Source organism: Brevibacterium linens (assembly GCF_003999335.1).
GTDB lineage: Bacteria > Actinomycetota > Actinomycetes > Actinomycetales > Brevibacteriaceae > Brevibacterium > Brevibacterium linens.
On the sequence record NZ_CP026734.1, the window covers coordinates 3,181,385 to 3,200,843 of the forward strand.

At 65.9% G+C, this 19,459-nt stretch carries 16 protein-coding genes and 1 tRNA gene; 5 read left to right on the forward strand and 12 right to left on the reverse strand.

From position 1 onward, the window contains the following. Positions 1-39: 39 nt before the first annotated feature. The 5 genes from groL to CXR29_RS14420 all read right to left on the reverse strand — a co-directional run bounded on the left by groL (position 40) and on the right by CXR29_RS14420 (position 5,427). Positions 40-1,683 (reverse strand): chaperonin GroEL, encoded by a 1,644-nt coding sequence (gene groL, locus CXR29_RS14400; RefSeq protein WP_025780449.1) that lies wholly within the window; start codon positions 1,681-1,683, stop codon positions 40-42. A 493-nt stretch (positions 1,684-2,176) separates the two neighbouring features. Beyond that, positions 2,177-2,380, reverse strand: coding sequence for a cold-shock protein (locus tag CXR29_RS14405; RefSeq protein ID WP_025780447.1), 204 nt, complete (start codon positions 2,378-2,380; stop codon positions 2,177-2,179). Positions 2,381-2,831: 451 nt separating this feature from the next. After that, positions 2,832-3,395: a LytR C-terminal domain-containing protein gene (locus tag CXR29_RS14410; RefSeq protein WP_101554616.1), complete on the reverse strand. Its 564-nt coding sequence runs from the start codon at positions 3,393-3,395 to the stop codon at positions 2,832-2,834. 2 nt (positions 3,396-3,397) lie between these two features. Further along, the gene (locus CXR29_RS14415) at positions 3,398-3,664 is read right to left on the reverse strand and encodes a DUF3263 domain-containing protein (RefSeq protein WP_025780444.1); all 267 of its coding nucleotides are present in this window, start codon (positions 3,662-3,664) and stop codon (positions 3,398-3,400) included. Between the two features lie 296 nt (positions 3,665-3,960). After that, positions 3,961-5,427, reverse strand: a complete 1,467-nt coding sequence (locus CXR29_RS14420) for an aldehyde dehydrogenase family protein (protein ID WP_101594705.1) — start codon at positions 5,425-5,427, stop codon at positions 3,961-3,963. A 289-nt stretch (positions 5,428-5,716) separates the two neighbouring features. On the opposite strand from CXR29_RS14420, the gene CXR29_RS14425 reads away from it, so the two are divergent. Continuing rightward, a complete protein-coding gene (locus tag CXR29_RS14425; protein ID WP_127364907.1) occupies positions 5,717-6,418 on the forward strand; it encodes a uracil-DNA glycosylase in 702 nt (233 codons plus the stop codon). A gap of 41 nt (positions 6,419-6,459) precedes the next feature. Here CXR29_RS14425 and CXR29_RS14430 read toward each other — a convergent pair whose 3' ends face one another. Together CXR29_RS14430 and CXR29_RS14435 are read right to left on the reverse strand one after the other, a co-directional pair. After that, positions 6,460-8,337, reverse strand: a complete 1,878-nt coding sequence (locus CXR29_RS14430; protein ID WP_127364908.1) for a threonine/serine exporter family protein — start codon at positions 8,335-8,337, stop codon at positions 6,460-6,462. Beyond that, positions 8,334-9,614 carry an amidohydrolase gene (locus tag CXR29_RS14435; RefSeq protein ID WP_025780440.1) on the reverse strand — a complete coding sequence of 427 codons (1,281 nt, stop codon included), beginning with the start codon at positions 9,612-9,614 and terminating at the stop codon, positions 8,334-8,336. The genes CXR29_RS14430 and CXR29_RS14435 overlap by 4 nt, the downstream gene beginning before the upstream one ends. Before the next feature lie 285 nt (positions 9,615-9,899). Between CXR29_RS14435 and CXR29_RS14440 the strand changes: the two genes are divergently transcribed. Both CXR29_RS14440 and CXR29_RS14445 read left to right on the forward strand, forming a co-directional pair. After that, the gene (locus CXR29_RS14440) at positions 9,900-10,835 is read left to right on the forward strand and encodes an SGNH/GDSL hydrolase family protein (protein WP_101554621.1); all 936 of its coding nucleotides are present in this window, start codon (positions 9,900-9,902) and stop codon (positions 10,833-10,835) included. Further along, a complete protein-coding gene (locus tag CXR29_RS14445) occupies positions 10,832-11,596 on the forward strand; it encodes an alpha/beta hydrolase (RefSeq protein WP_101554622.1) in 765 nt (254 codons plus the stop codon). Before CXR29_RS14440 ends, CXR29_RS14445 begins: the two co-directional genes overlap by 4 nt. A gap of 11 nt (positions 11,597-11,607) precedes the next feature. Here the strand turns inward: CXR29_RS14445 and CXR29_RS14450 are convergent, their stop codons facing one another. Genes CXR29_RS14450 through CXR29_RS14460 form a run of 3 tightly spaced genes read right to left on the reverse strand, consistent with a single transcriptional unit; the run spans position 11,608 to position 13,993 of the window. Beyond that, positions 11,608-12,528 (reverse strand): tryptophan 2,3-dioxygenase, encoded by a 921-nt coding sequence (locus CXR29_RS14450; protein WP_127364909.1) that lies wholly within the window; start codon positions 12,526-12,528, stop codon positions 11,608-11,610. 17 nt (positions 12,529-12,545) lie between these two features. After that, on the reverse strand, positions 12,546-12,872 hold the full coding sequence (locus CXR29_RS14455; RefSeq protein WP_127364910.1) for a protealysin inhibitor emfourin: 327 nt from the start codon (positions 12,870-12,872) through the stop codon (positions 12,546-12,548). Continuing rightward, positions 12,869-13,993, reverse strand: a complete 1,125-nt coding sequence (locus tag CXR29_RS14460) for a M4 family metallopeptidase (RefSeq protein ID WP_127364911.1) — start codon at positions 13,991-13,993, stop codon at positions 12,869-12,871. Before CXR29_RS14460 ends, CXR29_RS14455 begins: the two co-directional genes overlap by 4 nt. A 92-nt stretch (positions 13,994-14,085) precedes the next feature. On the opposite strand from CXR29_RS14460, the gene CXR29_RS14465 reads away from it, so the two are divergent. Together CXR29_RS14465 and CXR29_RS14470 are read left to right on the forward strand one after the other, a co-directional pair. Continuing rightward, positions 14,086-15,435, forward strand: a complete 1,350-nt coding sequence (locus CXR29_RS14465; RefSeq protein ID WP_127364912.1) for an MFS transporter — start codon at positions 14,086-14,088, stop codon at positions 15,433-15,435. 236 nt (positions 15,436-15,671) lie between these two features. Next, positions 15,672-17,684 (forward strand): ABC1 kinase family protein, encoded by a 2,013-nt coding sequence (locus tag CXR29_RS14470; protein ID WP_101554625.1) that lies wholly within the window; start codon positions 15,672-15,674, stop codon positions 17,682-17,684. 521 nt (positions 17,685-18,205) lie between these two features. Here CXR29_RS14470 and CXR29_RS14475 read toward each other — a convergent pair. Both CXR29_RS14475 and CXR29_RS14480 read right to left on the reverse strand, forming a co-directional pair. Next, a tRNA-Thr gene (locus CXR29_RS14475) sits at positions 18,206-18,278 on the reverse strand. Between the two features lie 164 nt (positions 18,279-18,442). After that, on the reverse strand, positions 18,443-19,303 hold the full coding sequence (locus tag CXR29_RS14480) for a DsbA family protein (protein WP_127364913.1): 861 nt from the start codon (positions 19,301-19,303) through the stop codon (positions 18,443-18,445). Between the last annotated feature and the right edge of the window lie 156 nt (positions 19,304-19,459).

Genomic DNA, 19,459 nt, shown 5'->3' on the forward strand with positions numbered 1-19,459 from the left:
TGCGGGCACCGGCACGGCCGATCGAACGAGCGGTGGCTATCAGAAGCCCATGCCGCCCATTCCACCCATGCCGTCCATGCCGGCAGCTGCGTCTGCACCTGCGGGGGCCTTTTCGGGCTTGTCGGCGACGACCGACTCGGTGGTGAGGAACAGACCGGCGATCGAGGCGGCGTTCTGCAGGGCAGAGCGGGTCACCTTGACCGGGTCGTTGATGCCGGCGGCCAGCAGATCCTCGTAGTCACCAGTTGCGGCGTTGAGACCGAATCCGGCTTCGAGGTTCGCGACCTTGTCGGCAACCACACCGGCTTCGAGGCCGGCGTTCGTGGCGATCTGCTTGAGCGGGGCTTCGATGGCAACCTTGACGATGTTGGCACCGGTGGCCTCGTCTCCGGAGAGTGCGAGGTCCGCGAATGCGGCCTTGCCCGCCTGGATGAGCGAGACGCCGCCACCGGCGACGATTCCCTCTTCCACAGCAGCCTTGGCGTTGCGCACGGCATCTTCGATGCGGTGCTTGGTTTCCTTGAGCTCAACCTCGGTGGCGGCTCCGGCCTTGATGACTGCAACACCGCCGGCCAGCTTGGCCAGACGTTCCTGCAGCTTCTCACGGTCGTAGTCGGAGTCCGAGTTCTCGATCTCGGCGCGGATCTGAGCGACCCGTCCGGCGATCTCCTCGGCGTCTCCTGCGCCCTCGACGATGGTGGTCTCGTCCTTGGTGATGACGACCTTGCGGGCGGTGCCCAGCAGGTCGGTGGTCACGCTGTCGAGCTTGAGCCCGACTTCCTCGGACACGACCTGGCCACCGGTGAGGATGGCGATGTCGGCGAGCTGAGCCTTGCGACGGTCACCGAAGCCCGGAGCCTTGACGGCCACGGACTTGAAGGTGCCCTTGAGCTTGTTCAGCACCAGGACGGCCAGGGCTTCGCCCTCGACGTCTTCGGCGATGATGAACAGCGGCTTGTTGGACTGCTGGACCTTCTCGAGGACGGGCAGCAGGTCCTTCACGTTCGAGATCTTGGAGTTGACGATGAGGATGTAGGGATCCTCAAGGACAGCTTCCTGGCGATCGGTGTCGGTGACGAAGTAACCGGAGATGTAGCCCTTGTCGAAGCGCATACCCTCGGTCAGTTCGAGTTCGAGTCCGAAGGTGTTGGACTCCTCGACGGTGACGACGCCTTCCTTGCCGACCTTGTCGATGGCCTCGGCGATCAGTTCACCGATGGCGGGATCTCCGGCGGAGATGCCTGCGGTGGCGGCGATCTGTTCCTTGGTCTCGATGTCGATGGCGTTGTTCAGCAGGACATTCGTGACGGCCTCAACGGCCTTCTCGATGCCGCGCTTGAGGCTGAGCGGATCAGCACCGGCTGCCACGTTGCGCAGGCCTTCGCGGACGAGAGCCTGTGCGAGCACGGTAGCGGTGGTGGTTCCGTCGCCTGCGACGTCGTCGGTCTTCTTGGCAACTTCCTTGACGAGCTCGGCGCCGATCTTCTCGTAGGGGTCCTCGAGTTCGATCTCCTTGGCAATGGAGACACCATCGTTGGTGATGGTCGGTGCGCCCCACTGCTTTTCGAGCACGACATTGCGACCGCGGGGTCCAAGGGTCACCTTGACCGCGTCCGCAAGCTGGTTGAGGCCAGCTTCGAGTCCTCGACGAGCTTCTTCGTCGAATGCAATCATCTTTGCCATAGTGGCTTAGATCCTCCCTGATGGAGTGGAGTGGGAATCCAGAGCAGTCGTCAACGCCCGCGACGGCAGAGAGTGTGTCCGCATGTTCCATTCCACATATGGACCACGCTCTCGAGACGACTGGTGGGAACCCATCGGTTTTCACCAGTACTAGATTTAGCACTCTCCCCATGCGAGTGCAAATATTCATTGCCTGCCATGACGGGCACGCGGGGGTGCGAGCCACGAGTTCTGGGCGCCGGAGGAAGGCGCAGAGGTCATTTCGGCCCAGCGCGAAACGCCCTGCAGCCCCGAGCAGTTCGCATGAACGGCTTCAAGATTCATACGAGGTGACCTTGAGCGGCGCATATGAATTTCGAAGCCGCGGGCACTGAAAAGCGCCGAGCAGTTGCCTGCTCGGCGCTTCCCCCGTGCGGTTGGTGCCGGTTGGCCCGAAGGCCGTTCCGACCACCCGCCGCAGCGGATCAGAAAACTGTGCTGACAGCAGCCAGTCTCAGAGGAGGGTGACGGACTCCGCCTGAGGACCCTTTTGTCCTTCTCCCACTTCGAACTGAACCTGCTGGCCCTCTTCGAGAGAGCGGTAGCCGTCCATCTGGATTGCGCTCCAGTGAACGAACACGTCCTGGTTGTCGCCTTCGAGGGTGATGAATCCGTAGCCCTTTTCAGCGTTGAACCACTTGACGGTACCTTGTGCCATTACTTCTCCATACAGTGCAGTGCCATTGAAATCCCGCATCGCAGCCGCTATCAGATGACCACACCTGAGATACGGAAGCTAGTAAAACTCAACTGACCCCGCGACTTCTCTCATTGACCTCTAGAGAATTATCTCGGTGAAGCACGAATAGAACACAAGGTGCTGTGCTTGCCTAGCTGTTGCAACTCTACCGCAGGCGCGCATCCCACCTAGAGTGGTTCAACACTGTTATAGATTCGTTATCTAAGGGTTTCTGTCCTGTTCACTGCGGGGATCGCTAAGAATGGAATCAGACCGTTCGGTCAGAAATTCGCCGAGGTGGCCGACCGTCCCATCCCCGACCGCAACCGAGGCGTCCTGCCGACTCATGACGGGCTCGCAGCCACATCGGTCGAGGCCGAACCGATCCGGCCGACGCAGTCACATTGCCGCGCGGCCGAATCGCTTCGGATCACTCCGAGTCCCCGCCTGCGCTGGGCTCGGGTCCGCGATCGGCGATGTCCGAGCAGATGACGACGGTGATATCGGCTTCGAAGTCGGACGAGGCCTCCGTGGCCGAGACTCCCAACGATTCGGCGACGAGCTTGGCCTGCGAGGCGTTCTCCTCGCCGTTGTAGTACACGGTCGAAACGGTGAGTGCGGTCGAGTAGTTTCCGACCTCGCCGAGCGTCCAGCCTTTCTCTTCGACCGCCTCGGAGAACTTCTTCGCGGCGCCGGAGACGCCGGAGCCGTTGAGGACGTCGACGGTGATCGAGTCGTCTGCGACGCTGACCTCGCTCTCACTCGGTGAGGGTTCGGCCGATGCCGATTCGGACGCCGGAGGATCGGCGATCTTCGATTCGGGGTTACCCATCGAGGAGAAGATGATGTTGATGGCGGCCACGACCAGCAGGACCGCGACCAGGGCGAGGATGATGACCAGCGAGATGGCACCGACGTTCGACGACGCCGCGGATTCCTGTCGATGGGCACCGCTGCGCCGGCCGGGCTCGATCTCGTCGAATTCGTCGGTCATGTCTACCTCGAGACGCGGGCTTGGGCGCGTTCGCTCTGCCGCGTGCTGCGGATTCGGCGAAGGCGCTTGACCAGCATGGGGTCGCTGGCCAGTGCTGCAGGGTTGTCGAGAAGCGAGTTCAGTATCTGGAAGTAGCTGGTGGCGGACATGTCGAAGCGCTCACGGATCGCGTGATCCTTGGCTCCACCGTATTTCCACCACCGCCGCTCGAATTCCAAAACGGCCACCTCGAGCTCGCTCAGTTCTGAGGTGTCGTCATTCGGCGGCATAGATGTTGTGCTCCTTCGAGAGGTGTCTGTGCTTCTATATTATCGCCCGAACGACGGTACCGAAATTTCCGGCGCGCCGCCGCGGATGTGAGGTCGGTCCCCGAACGGCCCACGTCAGCCCCGCACCAACCGCATCACCCCGCCGCATGACACCGGATCGGTGACCGTGACGACGGGGTGAAGGGAACGACCTCCGCCGAGGCGGGGCCGCCTCGGCGGATCGAGTGACCCGATCTCGAGGATCGGACCGACCCCACATCCGACCGAGAGTGCGGGGCCGCATCGGCGGAATCGGATCAGCGGATGCGGATGTTGACCTGCTTGATCTGGGTGAAGCCCTCGAGCATGCCCTCCAGCGAAGCCTCGCGTCCGAAACCGGAGGTCTTCATGCCGCCGTAGGACTGTCCGGCCAGCTGACCGCCGCCCTGGTTGACCTGGACCCAGCCGGATTCGATCCGGTTGGCCATGGTCAGGGCCGCGTCGACGTCCTTGGTGAAGACGAAGGCCGCGAGACCGAAGTCGGAGTCGTTGGCCATGTCGATGACCTCGTCGATGTCCTTCCACGGGATGACCGAGAGGACGGGGCCGAAGATCTCTTCGCGGCTGGTCTGCCAGTCGTTCTTCGCCTTCGAGAAGATCACCGGTGCGTGGTAGAAGCCGGGCTCGCCGACTTCCAGCGAATCGGAGCCGTCATAGGCGATCTCGACGCCGTCCATCGACTTGCCCATCTCGATGTAGCCGGCGACCTGGTCGTACTGCTTCTCATTGATGATGCAGCCGATGTCGGTGGACTCATCGCGGGGGTCACCGACCTTCATCTTCGACACCGCGTCGACGAGCTTGGCCAGGAAGTCATCGTAGATGTCCTCGTGGAGGAACAGGCGCGAACCCATCGTGCACGACTGCCCCTGGCGGGCGAAGCGGGTCGAGAGCAGCACCTGCTCGAGGGTGTCGTCGTCGTTCGAGTCCGGGAAGATGATGTTCGGGGACTTGCCGCCGAGCTCCATCGACGAATGCGCGAGACGGCCGCCGGCCACCTCGGCGACGTGTCGGCCGACGCTCGTCGATCCGGTGAATGAGACCTTGTCGACGTCCGGGTGGACGTTGAGAGCCTCACCGATGACCGACCCCTTGCCGGTGACGACGTTGAGCACGCCAGCAGGCAGGATGTCGGCGATGATCTCGGCCATCTTGAGGATGGTCAGCGGCGCATCCTCGGCGCATTTGAGGACGATCGTGTTGCCCGCGGCGATCGCGGCCGGTGTCTTGAAGGCGGCGATCATCAACGGGGAGTTCCACGGCAGAATGCCGGCGACGACGCCCAGCGGCACGCGCTTGGTGTACTGGAGCTGCTTGTCTCCGGCGGGCAGGGTGTTGCCCTTGACCTCACCGGCGACGCCGCCCATGTAGCGGAACAGGTCGGCCAGGATGATCGTCTCCGGGCGAGCCTGGGTGCGGATCGCGTTGCCGGTGTCGAGAGCGGTCAGCTGGGCGAGCTCCTCCGAGGCGGCGTCGAGAGCATCGGCGCAGGCGAGAAGCTTCTTCTGGCGTTCCTTGAACGGCAGGGCCGCCCACTCGGGGAACGCCTTCCGTGCGGCCTGGACGGCGCGGTCGGCGTCGGCCTCTTTGCCGTTGGGCACCGTGGCGATGACGACGTTGCGGTCGATCGGGGTGATGAGATCGGTGGTGTCGCCGTCAGCGGCGTCGACCCACTGACCGCCGATGAGCATCTTCCAGTTCTTGGCCTCTGGGAATTCCGACATTTCGGTCCTTTCGTTCAACGATGAACTCCTTAGGCCGAGCATAACGCGTGGCACTGGGCGGCAATACACCCGTTCGATAGGCGATCGCGCACACCCGATCTGCGCTCGGTGCACATGCGCGCAGTGCCTGGGCCGAGGCAGCGCTGACGTTGCCATCGGCCTCGCCGAGGCGGCGCTGACGTTGTCGTCGGCCTCGCCGAGGCGGCGCTGACGTTGTCGTCGGCCTCGCCGAGGCGGCTCCGTCGTCCCAGCGCGACTCCTGCGGCCGGGCATCGCTACACTCGTGCCCATGACGTCGACGCCTCCGCTGACCGAGATCATGTCCCCCGATTGGGCGAGTGCCCTGGCCGGAGTGGAGGAGCGGATCCACTCGATGGGCGACTTCCTTCGCGGCGAGATCGCTGCCGGCCGCTCCTACCTGCCCTCCGGGGATTTCGTCTTCCGCGCCTTCGCCGAGCCGCTGTCCGAGGTCAAGGTCCTCATCGTCGGTCAGGATCCTTACCCGACGCCCGGCCACGCCATCGGACTGTCGTTCGCCGTCGACCCCGATGTGCGACCCCTGCCGCGGTCGCTGGGCAACATCTATCAGGAGCTCGAGTCCGACCTCGGCATTTCGCCGGCTCCGCACGGAGATCTGCGTGCCTGGTCACGCCAGGGAGTCATGCTGCTCAACCGGGCGCTGACCGTCTCCCCCGGCGAACCCGCATCCCACCGCGGCAAGGGGTGGGAGGAGATCACGGAACGGGCGATCACAGCGCTGATCGAACGCGATCAGCCGCTCGTCGCCATCCTCTGGGGCCGCGATGCCAGGAACCTCGCTCCCCTGCTGACCTCAGGAACCGCCGAGGTGGCCATCATCGAATCCGCACATCCCTCGCCCCTGTCGGCCCGCCGAGGATTCTTCGGCTCCCATCCATTCTCGCGCACGAACGAGCTGCTCGCTCAGAAGGGCATCGACCCGATCGATTGGGCGCTGCCGGATCAGGGGTGAGTCCGGATCAGGGCTGAGTCCGCGTCAGGCCCGAGTCCGAATCAGATCTGAATCGGGCCGGTCTCGGTCGCCTCCGATGTTCCCGAACCTCCGGGCTCACCCGTTTGGGTCTTCGTTCCTCCGGGTCCGCTCGACTGGGTCTTCGCTCCTCCGGGCTGCACCGAGTCGATGACTGCGGTCGTGGGTTCGCCGCTGCGCACCTCCTCGACCTTCTCCTCGGCCGAACTCCGGCTCTTGAGGTTCTTCAGGGGCAGCGCCAGATAGCTGCCGAGCACAGCCCCGACTGCGAGAGCCGCATTCGCCAGGATCGCGGTGAACAGCGAGGACAGCCCCACTGCGAAGGAGACGTTCTCCGACTCCGACGCGATCTGATAGACGGCGGTGAAGATCGACAGCCCCTGCAGCAGGGTATAGATGCCCGGAAGCATGAGCACGATTGCCGGTGCTCCCAGCCGCAGGGCCAAGGGCCGGGAGAGGAACCCGGTGACGGTCGCGGCGAGAAGACTGGCGAGCACATTGTCGATGTGCAGCAGGGTCAGCGACATCATCGTGATGTGCGAAGCGAGTCCGACCAGCGCAGCAGGAAGGATGAACCGGCGCCTGGCCGACATCGCCACGGCACCGGACATCGCCACCACGGCCGCCGCAACCATCGACAGGATCGCCGTGACCACGTGCGGACTCGCCTTGGGCACGAGCACCTCGATATGGCTGAGCCCGATGGCCTGACCGCACACGATGCCCAACGCGATTCCGGAGACGATGCCGGCCAGGGTCATGAACACTCCGACCACTCGACCGGCCGCGGTCAGCGGGAAGTTCGTCAGCGCATCTTGAACCGCCGAATACAGCGACTGCGTCGGCAGCAGCAGAACGATTCCGGCCGCCACCAGGTACTGCGGTGAGGCGATGATACCGACGTCGCCGGCGATGGTGGCGATGAGCGTCGCCGAGGCGGCCTGCAGCGCCGTGATGAAGAACGACGGCAGGTGGGTGCGCCCGATCAGCTTGCCGACCTGGAACACGACGATGGCCATCGTGATGCCCAGGGGCACCGCGACCGCCCCTCCCCCGAGCAGCAGGACGAGGGCACCGACCATCAAGCCCCAGGCACCGGTGGTGAACCATTCGGGAAACGGCCGCCGCTGCGTGCGTATCGCGTCGAGACGACTGCGTGCCTCATGGAATTCCAGACGCCCGTCGACGAGGTCGGTGACGAGCTTGTGCACTGAGGCGAGCTTCGCGAAATGCGTGGACTCACCGCGGTTGACCCGCATCACCGTCAGCAGACGTCCGTCCGAGGTCGAATAGTGCACGACGAGAGTGTTCGAGGTCAGATCGATCTCGACGGTGGCCAGACCGCACGCGGTGCAGGCGGCGATGACGGAGACCTCGACATCGCTGGTGCCGGCACCGGCACGCATCATCATCGCCGCGATATCGGCGGCGAGGTCGAGGATCATCCGGGCTTCGTCTTCGCTCGGCTCCTTCGCCTGCACGGGCGCCTGGTAGGGGGTGCCTTTGAGCGCGGTGACGATGGGCACCGGCTGCGTGTTCTCCGTCGTGCCCGAGACGAGTTTGCCGACGGTGCGCCGGGCGACTCTCTGGGCGATGCGCTGAGACGCCCCGCGGTGGTCGGTGCGGGCCTTCGACCGTCCGCCGCTGCGTTCGGGCTTCGCCGCCTTCGCTGCCGCGGCCTTCGCGACGTCGTCGGGCTGGGGTTCCGGTGAGGACTCCCGCAGCTCGGCCAGACGCTGCAGACGGGTGCGCTCGAGCAGCTCCCGCAGGGCCTGGGATCCGGCTTCCGGGTTGCCGCCGGAGACCGGCGCCGGGGATGAGCCGCGGACAGGACCGGGTTCGGTCGGCGGATCGACCCGAACCTCGGCGGTGGTGGCGTCTTCGAGTTCTCTGTCGCTCACGGCTCGCTGATGAGTGTCGGGCCGAGCGGGTCGGCGACGTGCGCGGTTCCCGAGGCGGCGTCATAGTCGAAGACGCGACGACCGGAGACGAAGACGGTCTCGGCGCGGGAGTTCAGATCGAGCGGATCGCCCGACCAGATGACGATATCGGCGTCGCGGCCCACGGCCAGGGAGCCGAGGCGGTCGTCGAGGCCGAAGATCGCGGCGGGGTTGATCGTCAGCGCTTCGATCGCGACGACCGGGTCGAGGCCCTCCTTCACGGCCAGGGAGGCTTCGTGGATGAGGAAGTTGATCGGGATGACCGGATGGTCGGTGGTCAGCGCGATGCGCACTCCCGCCTCGGCGAGGGAAGCGGCGGTGGCCAGGGTGCGGTCGCGCAGTTCGACCTTCGACCGGGAGGTCATCAGAGGTCCGAGGATGACGTCGATGCCCTTGGCGGCGATGAAGTCGGCGATCTTGTGGCCTTCGGTCCCGTGGTTGATGACCAGGCGGTACCCGAATTCCTCGGACAGGCGGATGGCGGTGGCGATGTCGTCGGCCCGGTGGCAGTGCTGGTCGAACGCGAGCTTGCCGTCGAGGACGTCGGCGAGGGTCTCCTTGACCAGGTCACGGTCGAACGGGGTGCCCTCGGCTTCCGCCTGGGCGCGTTTGGCCTGGTAGTTCCGCGCCTCGACGAAGGCGTCGCGGATGATCTTGACGGTGCCCATCCTCGTCGACGGGGTGACCTTCTTCTCCCCGTACACGCGTTTCGGGTTCTCGCCGAGCGCGGATTTCACGGACAGGTCCTGCGTCACGAGCATTTCGTCGACGATGCGGCCCCAGGTCTTGAGGAAGGCGGTGCGACCGCCGATGGGATTGCCGGAACCGGGTTTGATGAGCGCCGAGGTGACGCCGCCGCGCAGCGCATCCTTGAATCCGAGGTCGGTGGGATCGATGCTGTCGAGCGCGCGCAGGCCCGCCCCGTTGGGATCGGTCATCTCGTTCGTATCGTCACCGGACCAGCCCTCACCGTCCTCATGCACGCCGAGGTGGCCGTGAGCTTCGATGAAACCGGGCAGGACCCAGCGTCCGCCGGCATCGATGACCTCGGTGTCCGCTGGGAGGGAAGAGGTGTCGACGGGGCCGGCAGCCACCTCGGTGATGCGACCGTCCCTGACCGTGAGCGTGCCCGATCCGATCGCCTCGGCGCGGTTGCCGGACGCATCGGCCACGGGCACGATCCGCGCGTTCGTGATGACGAAATCTGTGGCTGCGGGGACCGGGACTGAGCGATACATTCTGCTCCTAGCGAGGGGGTCGGCGACGACGTCTGTGCGGTCTCGAGTCTACGCCACTCGATGTGTGGACACGGTGACCTCGGGGCCGTTCGCCGCGTTGGCGGGACGCTTCCGGCAGGGCGAGTTCTCACCCTCTTCCCTCCCCATTTGCTACCTGACGGCGGCCCAGCAACCTCGCGAGGTTGCTGGGCCGCCGTCAGGTAGTTCTGAGGGCTACCGTGGGGTAGGACGTGTCCGGCGCGGCGTATAGTCTGGATGCATCGTCCGAAGAGAGAAGGATCCCTGATGCTTGAGCCGATCACCTCATACGTCGCAATCGGAGACTCGTTCAGTGAGGGTCTGATGGATCCCGACCCACGGGCCGAGGATCGGTACCGCGGATGGACCGACCGCCTCGCGCTCATGCTCACCGAGTCCGCAGTGGGCAGCCCGGACCTGTCCTACGCCAATCTGGCCATCCGAGGTCGACTGCTCGACCGCATCGTCGATGACCAGGTGCCGCAGGTTCTCGAGATGAAGCCGGACCTCGTGAGCCTGTGCGCCGGCGGCAACGACTGCCTGCGCCCGAAGGCCGATATCGATGCCCTGGCCGCGAAGTTCGAACGTGCTGTGATCGCCATGCGTGAGGCCGGCATCGAAGTGCTCATGTGCAATGGCTTCGACACCGAGTTCAGCACCCCGCTCATCCGTGCCGTGCGACCTCGAGTGGGAATCTACAACGCTCATCTGTGGTCGATCGCGCAGCGGCACGGCTGCCATATGGTCGATCTGTGGGGGCTGCGGTCGCTCTATGCCGCGCAGATGTGGGCCGATGACCGCATCCACCTGTCGACGAAGGGCCACCACCTCGTCGCCGAGCAGGCTCTGGCCACCCTGGAGAGCGGCCGCTCCCTGCCGGTCAAGGGCTTCGGCGTTCCCGCTCGTCCGACGCGGGCGATCCGCGAGGTGATGAGCGAGGAGTCGCGGTGGGCCCGTGAGTACCTGGCCCCATGGGTCGGTCGCCGACTGCGTGGACAGTCCTCCGGTGACACCCTCGATCCGAAGCTGCCCGAACTCACCCGCGTCCGTGACCTCGTCGAACGCTCGCGCGAGGTCGACCGTGCCCAGAAGAACGACGCGGCCGGCCGGTCGGGCGGGGCCGATCTGACCGACTCAGGCGGAACTCGCCCCGACGAGAGCGGCACCGGTGGGGTGAACGCACCTCGGGATTCCGACCGATGAGCGTCGAGTCCGTGCGCATTCCCGAACTCTCAGCCGTCGGGACCGCCCAGGTGCCGTCCTTCCGCCACGTCTACGGGGACTTCCCCGAGCAGTTCGTCGAGGTCTTCGGTGACCCGGCGGCCGCCTCGGCGACGGTGATCTTCGTCCACGGAGGCTACTTCCGGCCCCGCACCGACCTGGCCCACGCCCGGCCGTTTGCTCGGGCGTTGGCCGAGTCCGGGGTGCTCGTCGCCTCCGTCGAGTATCGACGGCTCGGCGGTCAGCCGCTCCTGCTCGACGATGTCACCGCGGGCATCGATTCGGTGTGTGCCGAACTGCCGCGCTGGGGCGTCAGCGAACAGGCACGGCAGAATCTGATCGTCTCGGGGCATTCGGCCGGTGGCTGCCTCGTCCTCGCCTGGGCCTCGCATCTGCCCGCGGAGGGACCGCGGATCCGTCTGCGCCCTCTGGCGCCGGTGACCGATCTGCTGCGGGAAGTCGAGGCAGGCCTCGGGGATGGTGCGGTGCTGGACTATATGGGGGCGCGCCCCGAGGATGATCGGCAGGCGTATCTGCGCCACGATCCGCGATCACGGGCGGCTCTCATCCCGGCGCGCGTCGATGTGCATTCGCTCCACGGAGATGCCGATGCCACCGTCGACGTCGAATTCTCCCGAGTCTTCCCCGCCGCCCTGACCGAGCTGGCCGGGGCGAACCATGCCGATGTCATCGACCCCGATTCTCCGTTCTTCCCACAGGTGAGGAACCTGCTGCTCGGCTGAAGGGCGGCGTCTCAGACCCCTTCGGGGCTGATGCCCGGCCCGTTCTCGATGCCGGTGCGGATATCGAAGAGTTCGGGGAAGAACGTCAGATCGAGCGCCTTCTGCAGGAATCCGACTCCGCTCGAACCGCCCGTTCCGCGTTTCATGCCGATGATCCGCAGCACCGTGCGCATGTGCCGGTAGCGCCAGATCTGGAAGTTCTCCTCGAGGTCGACGAGCTCTTCGCAGCTTTCGTATTCCTGCCAGTACTTCTGCGGGTTCTCGTAGATGATGCGGAAGACATCGCACAGTTCCTCGTCGAAGGTGTGGGCGACCGACTTATCCCGGTCGAGCAGCCGCTGCGGCACCGGAAGTCCGCGCCGGGCCAGGCACGCGAGGAACTCGTCGTAGATGCTCGGTTCCTCCAAGTACTGTTCGAGAGCCGCACGCGCCTCGGGTTCTCCGTCGAAGACCGGGAGCATGGCGCGGTTCTTGTTGCCGAGCAGGAACTCCACGGCTCGGTACTGCCAGGACTGGAAGCCGGAGGCACGGCCGAGCTGGTCGCGGAACCCGACGTATTCGCTCGGCGTCAGCGTGGCGAGCACGGACCACTGCTCGGTCAGAGTCTTCTGGATGTGTTTGACGCGGGCGATGCGCTTGAGCGCGGTCTGCAGCTCATCGTCGGCGATGAGTCGCCGGGCATCGAGGAGTTCGTGGATGACGAGCCGGAACCACAGCTCCGTGGTCTGGTGCTGGATGATGAAGAGCAGCTCGTCGTGGTGTTCGGGACTGCTGACGGGGTGCTGGGCGCCGAGGAGCCGGTCGAGGTCGAGATACGACCCGTAGGTCATCGACTCCTTGAGGTCGGTGTGGACCCCGGCTTCGAGGTCTCGTTCGTTCTTCTCGGCCGTCGTCCGAGCGTCGCTGCCCGGGCCATGGTTGGTGTCGGTCATGACCTCCAGCATAGGGGTCAGCCGGGCTGCCGCCTCTGCGGTTCGGCGACGTCCCGCACCTCGTCGACCAGTTGCTTCCATTCCGGCGGCATCTGAGATTCGCCGAAGCGCACTCGCCCGAACCGGCTCTCGACGAGATAAGCGAAACGGTCGGCACCCGTGGACTGCGGCGCATCGTCTCTCTGCCCGTCGTCGGACCAGGGAAGATCGGCGATGCGCGGGCCGAGGTCATCGCGCCGACTGCTCGCGTCGATGTCGACTTCCCAGACGAGCAGCATCCCGCCGATCCCGCCCGAGCGTTCGACGAGCAGACGCCCGAAGCCCCCGGCCGGCTTCTCGCTCACCAGCTGCTCCCCTGATTTCCGCGCGCCGATCCGGAGTGGGAGATGCCCACGGCTTCCCACCCGGAGACGATCGCATCGTGAACGTCGGATCCGGTGCCGAATTGGTCGGCCGCCTCGGCGATGGTGAGTTCTGCGAACTCCGCGAAATCGGTGCGCTGCGTGATCTCGGACCCGGTGAGGACGGAGTACCAGACCTGTCCGACGCTCTCCCAGGCCGGACCGCCGACGGCGGTGGCTGCGAGCGCGAAGGCACGGTTCGGGATCCCGGAGTTGAGGTGGACCCCGCCGTTGTCGGAGTCGGTGGTGACGAAGTCGTTCATATGCGCCGGCTGCGGATCCGTGCCGAGGACGTCGTCGTCATAGGCCGTGCCGGGTTCGACCATGGAGCGTAGGGCACGGCCGGTCATCTCGGGGGTGAAGATTCCGGCGCCGATGAGCCAGTCCGCGTCCTCGGCATTCTGTCCGGCATCGTGCTGCTGGGTGAGTGCCCCGAAGACATCGGCGCAGTGCTCGTTGAGTGCTCCCGGCTGGCCGAAGTACTCGAGGTCGGCGGTGTGGCTGATGACGCCGTGGGAGAGTTCGTGGCCGATGATCGACAGCGAACCGGTGAACCCGGTGAACACTTCGTCGTCGCCGTCGCCGAAGACCATGAGTCGGCCGTCGAAGAACGCGTTGTCGTAGTCCGTGCCGTAGTGGACGCTGGCCATGAGCGGCATTCCCGCCCCATCGAGCGAATCGCGCCCGAACACCTCGGAGAACAGCGCATATGAAGCGCCGAGCCCGTCATAGGCGTCGTTGACCGGTTCGTCGCTGACGGGCTCTTCGCCCTCGGAACGGACGAGTTCGCCGGGCAGCACCTCGGTGTTCTGCGCATCGTGGATGAGGCGCTGCAGCCCTGCCGATCCGGGGGCGGCGAGCGCGGTCTCGTCCTTGCCGAGATCGGCCGGCGGCGTGTACCGCAGACCCGCCAGGCGCAGATTCCGGCAGCTCTCATCGGACATCCGACAGCTGGCCGCGGCGGCCGCGGCCTTCGGGAACCGCTCGGTGCCGCGCTCGGCGATCGCATCGAGGAGATAGGGCGGGACGACACTGTGAAATGGGACGACGTTGTGAGAGACCATGGCTCCAGCGTGCCACGTCCGGCGACGAACCGATAGAGAACCCGGCACATCCGAGGCGGGCGGCCCGCCGCGACCTCAACTAAACTTGTCACGTGCTCAAACCCATCCTGTGGCCGGTGCTCGTGCCGTTCGCCCTCTTCGCCGTCGGCCTGGGTGCGATCATGCCGATCCTCGTGCTCGGCGCGCTCTCGCTGGGGTCGACGCAGGCCTTCGCCGCCGCCATCGTCGGCATCATGGGGGCCGTATCGCTGATGGCCACGGCGCCGGCCGGGATCCTCATCGACCGCCTCGGCGATTTCCGGGCGATGACCGTGGCCACCTGCGCGGCCATCGTTGTGCTCGGCTCCATCGTCGCCGCCTTCATCTGGGATTCGCCGTACTCACTGCTCGTCTACACGATCGCGCTCATGGTCTTCGGCCCGGTCTCCGATGTATGGAGCCTGGCCCGGCAGGCCGTCGTCGCCGAGGTGATGCCGCCGGCCGATCTCGCCAAGGCGATGACCGCGCTCGGCGGCACGCAGCGGGTCGGCAACCTCGTCGGGCCGATGATCGGCGCCGGTCTCATGCTCGCCTTCCCGATCTGGTCCGTGTTCGTCTTCTCCGGGCTCAGCGCCGTCGCAGCGATCGCGATCATGGCCCTGCCGATCGCGCAGATCCCCGGTTTCGACGACCATCCCCACCGCACCGAGGCGGCCCCGACCTCCCGTGCCGACGATGACGGCCCCTCCCCCGCCGATGGTCCTCACCCCGCCGAGGCGGCCGACCCCGCCCCAGCGAACGATCCCGCACACGGAGACGACACCCATCCTCGGCGCGGGAAGAAGACGGATCGTCGGCCGCCGTTGGATGTGCGGTGGAAATCGGTCGTCCTCACCGGCGTCACGATCATCACACTGGCGGCGGCCCGAGCCGCCCAGCCGGTCGTCGTTCAGCTGTGGGGCGTCGAGATCGGCCTGCACAAGTCCTCGATCTCGCTCATCATCGCCTTCGGCGCCGGACTCGAACTCATCGTCATGTTCCTCGGCGCGTACATCAAGGATCGCCTCGGCCGGGTGGCGACTCTCGTCGCCTGCCTGTCCATCTTCGGCACCGGGTTCGTCATCATGGTCGCGAAGCCGGATCTCGCCGGGATGGTCATCGCCGCCGCGGTCATGGCCTTCGGCAACGGCCTCGGAGCGGGCGTGAATATGACGATCGGGGCGGACCTCTCCCCCGCCGTCGGCCGGCCGCGGTTCCTCGGCATCTGGGCGATCTTCAACAACGGCGGCAAACTCGGCGGGCCGACGCTGCTGTCCCTCATCATCACCGTGACCACCCTGCGATTCGGCGTGCTCTTCCCAGGACTGCTCGCCCTCCTCGGCGCGGTGTGGATCCTCATCTGGGCCCGTCAGGTGGGGCTGCCCGGCCGCAGGAGGCGCCTCGACCCGCCGCGCACGGACTGACTCCGGGCGGCTCCTCACGTCTCCGCGCATACGGCCCACACTCACGCACGGACCGACCCGACGGACTAGGCTGGACACGACCGATTCGACGAGGTTCGGCTGACAGCTCAATGCCGAAGGCCCGCAGGGGCCGGCGGCCCGATGCTGAAGGCCCGTAGGGGCCGGCGTGCCGGAGCCGAAGGCCCGCAGGGGTCGGCCCACGGCTGAGAGTCCGACCAGGATCAGGAGAGTCATCGATGGAAGCACTGGACGTCGGCGGATATGCGCTGGTGAGCCTGGCCGCACTCGTCTTCCTCTTCCTCCAGTCATGGTTCGCCGCCACCGTGGTCCGTCGCGTCGTCGGTGTGCCCACCGGCTGGCCGCGCACATTGGCCGTCGGCCTCGTCATGAGCGCCGTCGTCGCCGTGACCGTCCAGTACCTCTACCGGGCCGGCACCGGGCAGAACGTCGACGGCCTCGACGTCTCCCCCGGAGTGGCGGTGCTATTCATGGTGCTCGCCCTCGGGTGGATCTTCGCCCTGGGCGTCGGCGCCCTCGTCATGCTCGAAGCCGCCTTTCCGACCGGATCCCTGCCGAGCCCGCAGTCGCTGTTCTTCGGGTGGAGGTCCCGCCGTCGCCGCGCCCGCCGCTATGCCCAGGTCGTATCCATTGCGGTGCGGCACGGGCTCGGCTCCCAGTTGCGCGGCTTCGGCGGGGATTCGCCGGGCCGAGAGGTCAAGACCGCGCGGGCGCTCAAGGAATCCCTCGCCGAGGCGGGGGTGACCTTCGTCAAGCTCGGACAGATGCTCTCGACCCGCCGAGACATCCTCCCGCCGGTGTTCGTCCGTGAACTCGAGACCCTGCAGACGCAGGTGACCCCCGAACCGTGGTCGGTCATCGAGCCCGCCATCGCCGAGCGACTCGGTCGGCCGATCGGAGAGGTCTTCGCACGCATCGACTCCACGCCGCTGGCGGCCGCCTCGGTGGCGCAGGTCCATGAGGCGACTCTGCTCGACGGCACGGAGGTCATCGTCAAGGTGCAGCGACCGAAGGCGCTCAATCAGGTCGCACAGGATCTCGATATCATCCTGCGGTTGGCGGGCTGGCTGAACAAGACCACGACATGGGGGCGGGACCTGGGTGTGCAGTCGCTGGCCGCAGGATTCGCGAACACGCTCGAGGAGGAGCTCGACTATCGGATCGAACTGGACAACATGGCCAGCATCGAGGCCTCACTGACACGATCGGGCAAGTTCGACGTCACCGTTCCGCACGGCTATCCGGGCCTCAGCGGCGAACGCCTGCTGGTGATGGACCGGCTGCCCGGACAGCCGGTCTCGCGTGCGGGGGCACTGCTGACCGGGCTCAGCGATGCCGAACGGTCCCGGTTGGCGACCACTCTGCTGGGCGCCACGCTCGAGCAGATCATCGGTGATGGGATCTTCCACGCCGATCTGCATGCCGGCAATATCTTCATCACTCCCGAGAGGAAGCTGGGGCTGCTCGACTTCGGTGCCGTCGGACGACTCGACCCTGCCACGCAGACGTCGCTGGGCCTGATGCTCTATTCCATCGACCAGAACGACAGCGCAGGGGCCACCGACGCCCTCATCGAACTCCTCGGACGTCCCGACGGGCTCGATGATCGGGAGGTCGAGCGCGCCGTCGGCGAACTCCTGCTGCGCTACGGCGGCGGCACCCGCGCGACGCAGGGCCAGAAGCTCTTCGACGATCTGTTCAACCTCGTGCTCGCTCATCGCTTCTCCGTGCCGGCGCCGATCAGCGCAGCCTTCCGAGCCATGGCCTCTGTGGAAGGTGCGCTGCTGACGATCGATCCGAACTTCGACGTCGTCGCCGTGTCCCGGAAGGAGGGCAATAGGCTCGTGAGGTCGAAGCTCAAGGGCACGAAGATCACCGATGAGCTGCAGCGCCGGGCTCTGCAGCTGATGCCGATGATCGACCGCATGCCGCGCCGGATCAATAAGATCACCGAGGATCTCGAGCAGGGCCGGTTCTCGATGAACATGCGTGTACTCGAGAATCCGTCCGACCGCAGCTTCCTCACCAGCCTGTTCCAACAGCTCATCGTCGCCGTCCTCGCCGGGGCCGCCGTGGTGGGAGCGATCATGCTCATCACCAGTGATGAGGGTCCGCTGCTGACGAAGGACATCCACCTGTACTCGTTTTTCGGCTTCGTGCTGCTCTTCGGCGGCTTCGTGCTGAGCATGCGCTCCCTCATGCTCGTGTTCAGACGCGACGGCCAGACCTAGCCTGCCATTCGACCGTCGCTGCGCCCGTCCACCAACCTCCACCGTTGCCACTCGGCCATCGCCACTCCGCTGTCGCGCCCCTCATCCATGTGCCGCCGGCGGGACTTACGGGCGTCCGGCGCAATCGTGGTTGCACAGCCCGTCTTCCGACGTGGGCTGGCCGGCCGAGACTGCGCCGTTGTGGGCCCACAGTGAGCGCTCCGGCCAGCCCGGCTAGTCCGTCTGCTGGGAGTCACACCTCAGTCGGAGCGAGTCGCTGGTGAAGTTCCGGACGATCCGTGCGGGATTTCGTGGCCTAAGTCCGCACGGATCGTCCGGAACTCGGGAGCCGGGCGGACGAAGCTGGAGCCGGGCAGCGAAAAGGGCGATGCCCCGTGGGAATACGAGCGCAGCGTTGATTCCGCCCTCGCCCGGGCAAGAAGACGCCCCGCGTACCGCTGGTTCCAACGGACCACGAGTCATAACAATGTCATCACGCAAAGAACCAGGGCAGACAATCGAGTGTCTGCCCTGGTCAGGTGAGCCCCCTGTCAGACTCGAACTGACGACCTTCGCTTTACAAGAGCGGTGCTCTACCAACTGAGCTAAGGAGGCGTGGTGCGCACCGAGCGTGCGCGCCTACACGATAGTAGTCCATGGCCGGGCCCGGCCACAAAACCGGTGGGAGACGAAGAGGGCCGGACCCCACCTCGGCGGGGTCCAGCCTTCAATCGCTCAGGACCGTGACTCACACGGCTCCGGCCGGGTGTCTCGGGCGATCAGCCCTTGAACTCTCCGGTGGCCTTGAGGATCTCGGTGGCCAGGGCCTGCGAGTCGCTGGTCTTGTCCGTGTGCTTGCCGTTGATGAGCACCCACGGGGTGGCTTCGACTCCGTCGTCCAGAGCGGTCTGGCTCGACTGCTCGACGAACTTGTCGAAGGTCCGGTCCGTGACGCAGGACTTCACGGTCTGCTCGGGGTCGGCCTTGAGCTTCTTCGAGGTGTCGACTCCGGCTTCTTCGGCGACCTTGAGCAGCTCAGCGTCGGTGCGGCCCTCGGCGCCTTCCTCCGGCTGCTGAGCGAAGAGTGCGTCGAACAGATCGACGGCGACCTCGGGCTGGCTGTCGACGACGCAGGCGGCGAGGTTGGCCGAGCGGGTCGAGTACTCGTTTCCGCTGGACATACGGTCGAGGAACGACACCGGCTTATAGTTGACGACGATCGAACCCTCGTTGGCGAGCTTGCGCAGCATGCTCGCATTGCCTTCCTCGAAGGCCTTGCACCCGGGGCACTGGAAGTCGAGGTAGACGGTGACCGTGGCGGCGCCTTTCTTCGCACCCTCCTCGGTCGGAGCCGGCAGATCCGATTCCTCGCCTTCGGGCATATTCAGCGGCTGCACGAGCGTGTTGTCCTTGCCCACGGTGATTCCGTCGGAGACATAGTTCGTGGGGCTGACAGCGGGCTTGCTCTGCTGGAATACGAGCACACCGACCACGGCGAGCACGGCGACGACGACCACTGCGATCCCGGTGTACAGGATCGTCTTCGCGGTCTTCTCCTTCTTCGCCTGATTCGCCGCGATTTGGCGGGCGTTCTCGCGTGCGCGGTTCCGCTTGTCGTCCGCGGAGTTGTTCTTCGCCATTGTTCCTCACGTTGGATCGTCTGACATCGGTGCGGCCTGTGGCCCGAACGGTGCGGGACGGCTTCCGCGACCCGACGGCACCACTGTACCGAAACAGGTGCTGCGCCGACTCCCAGAAACATTCAAGGTTCAACTACGACGTTCAACTACCTCAAC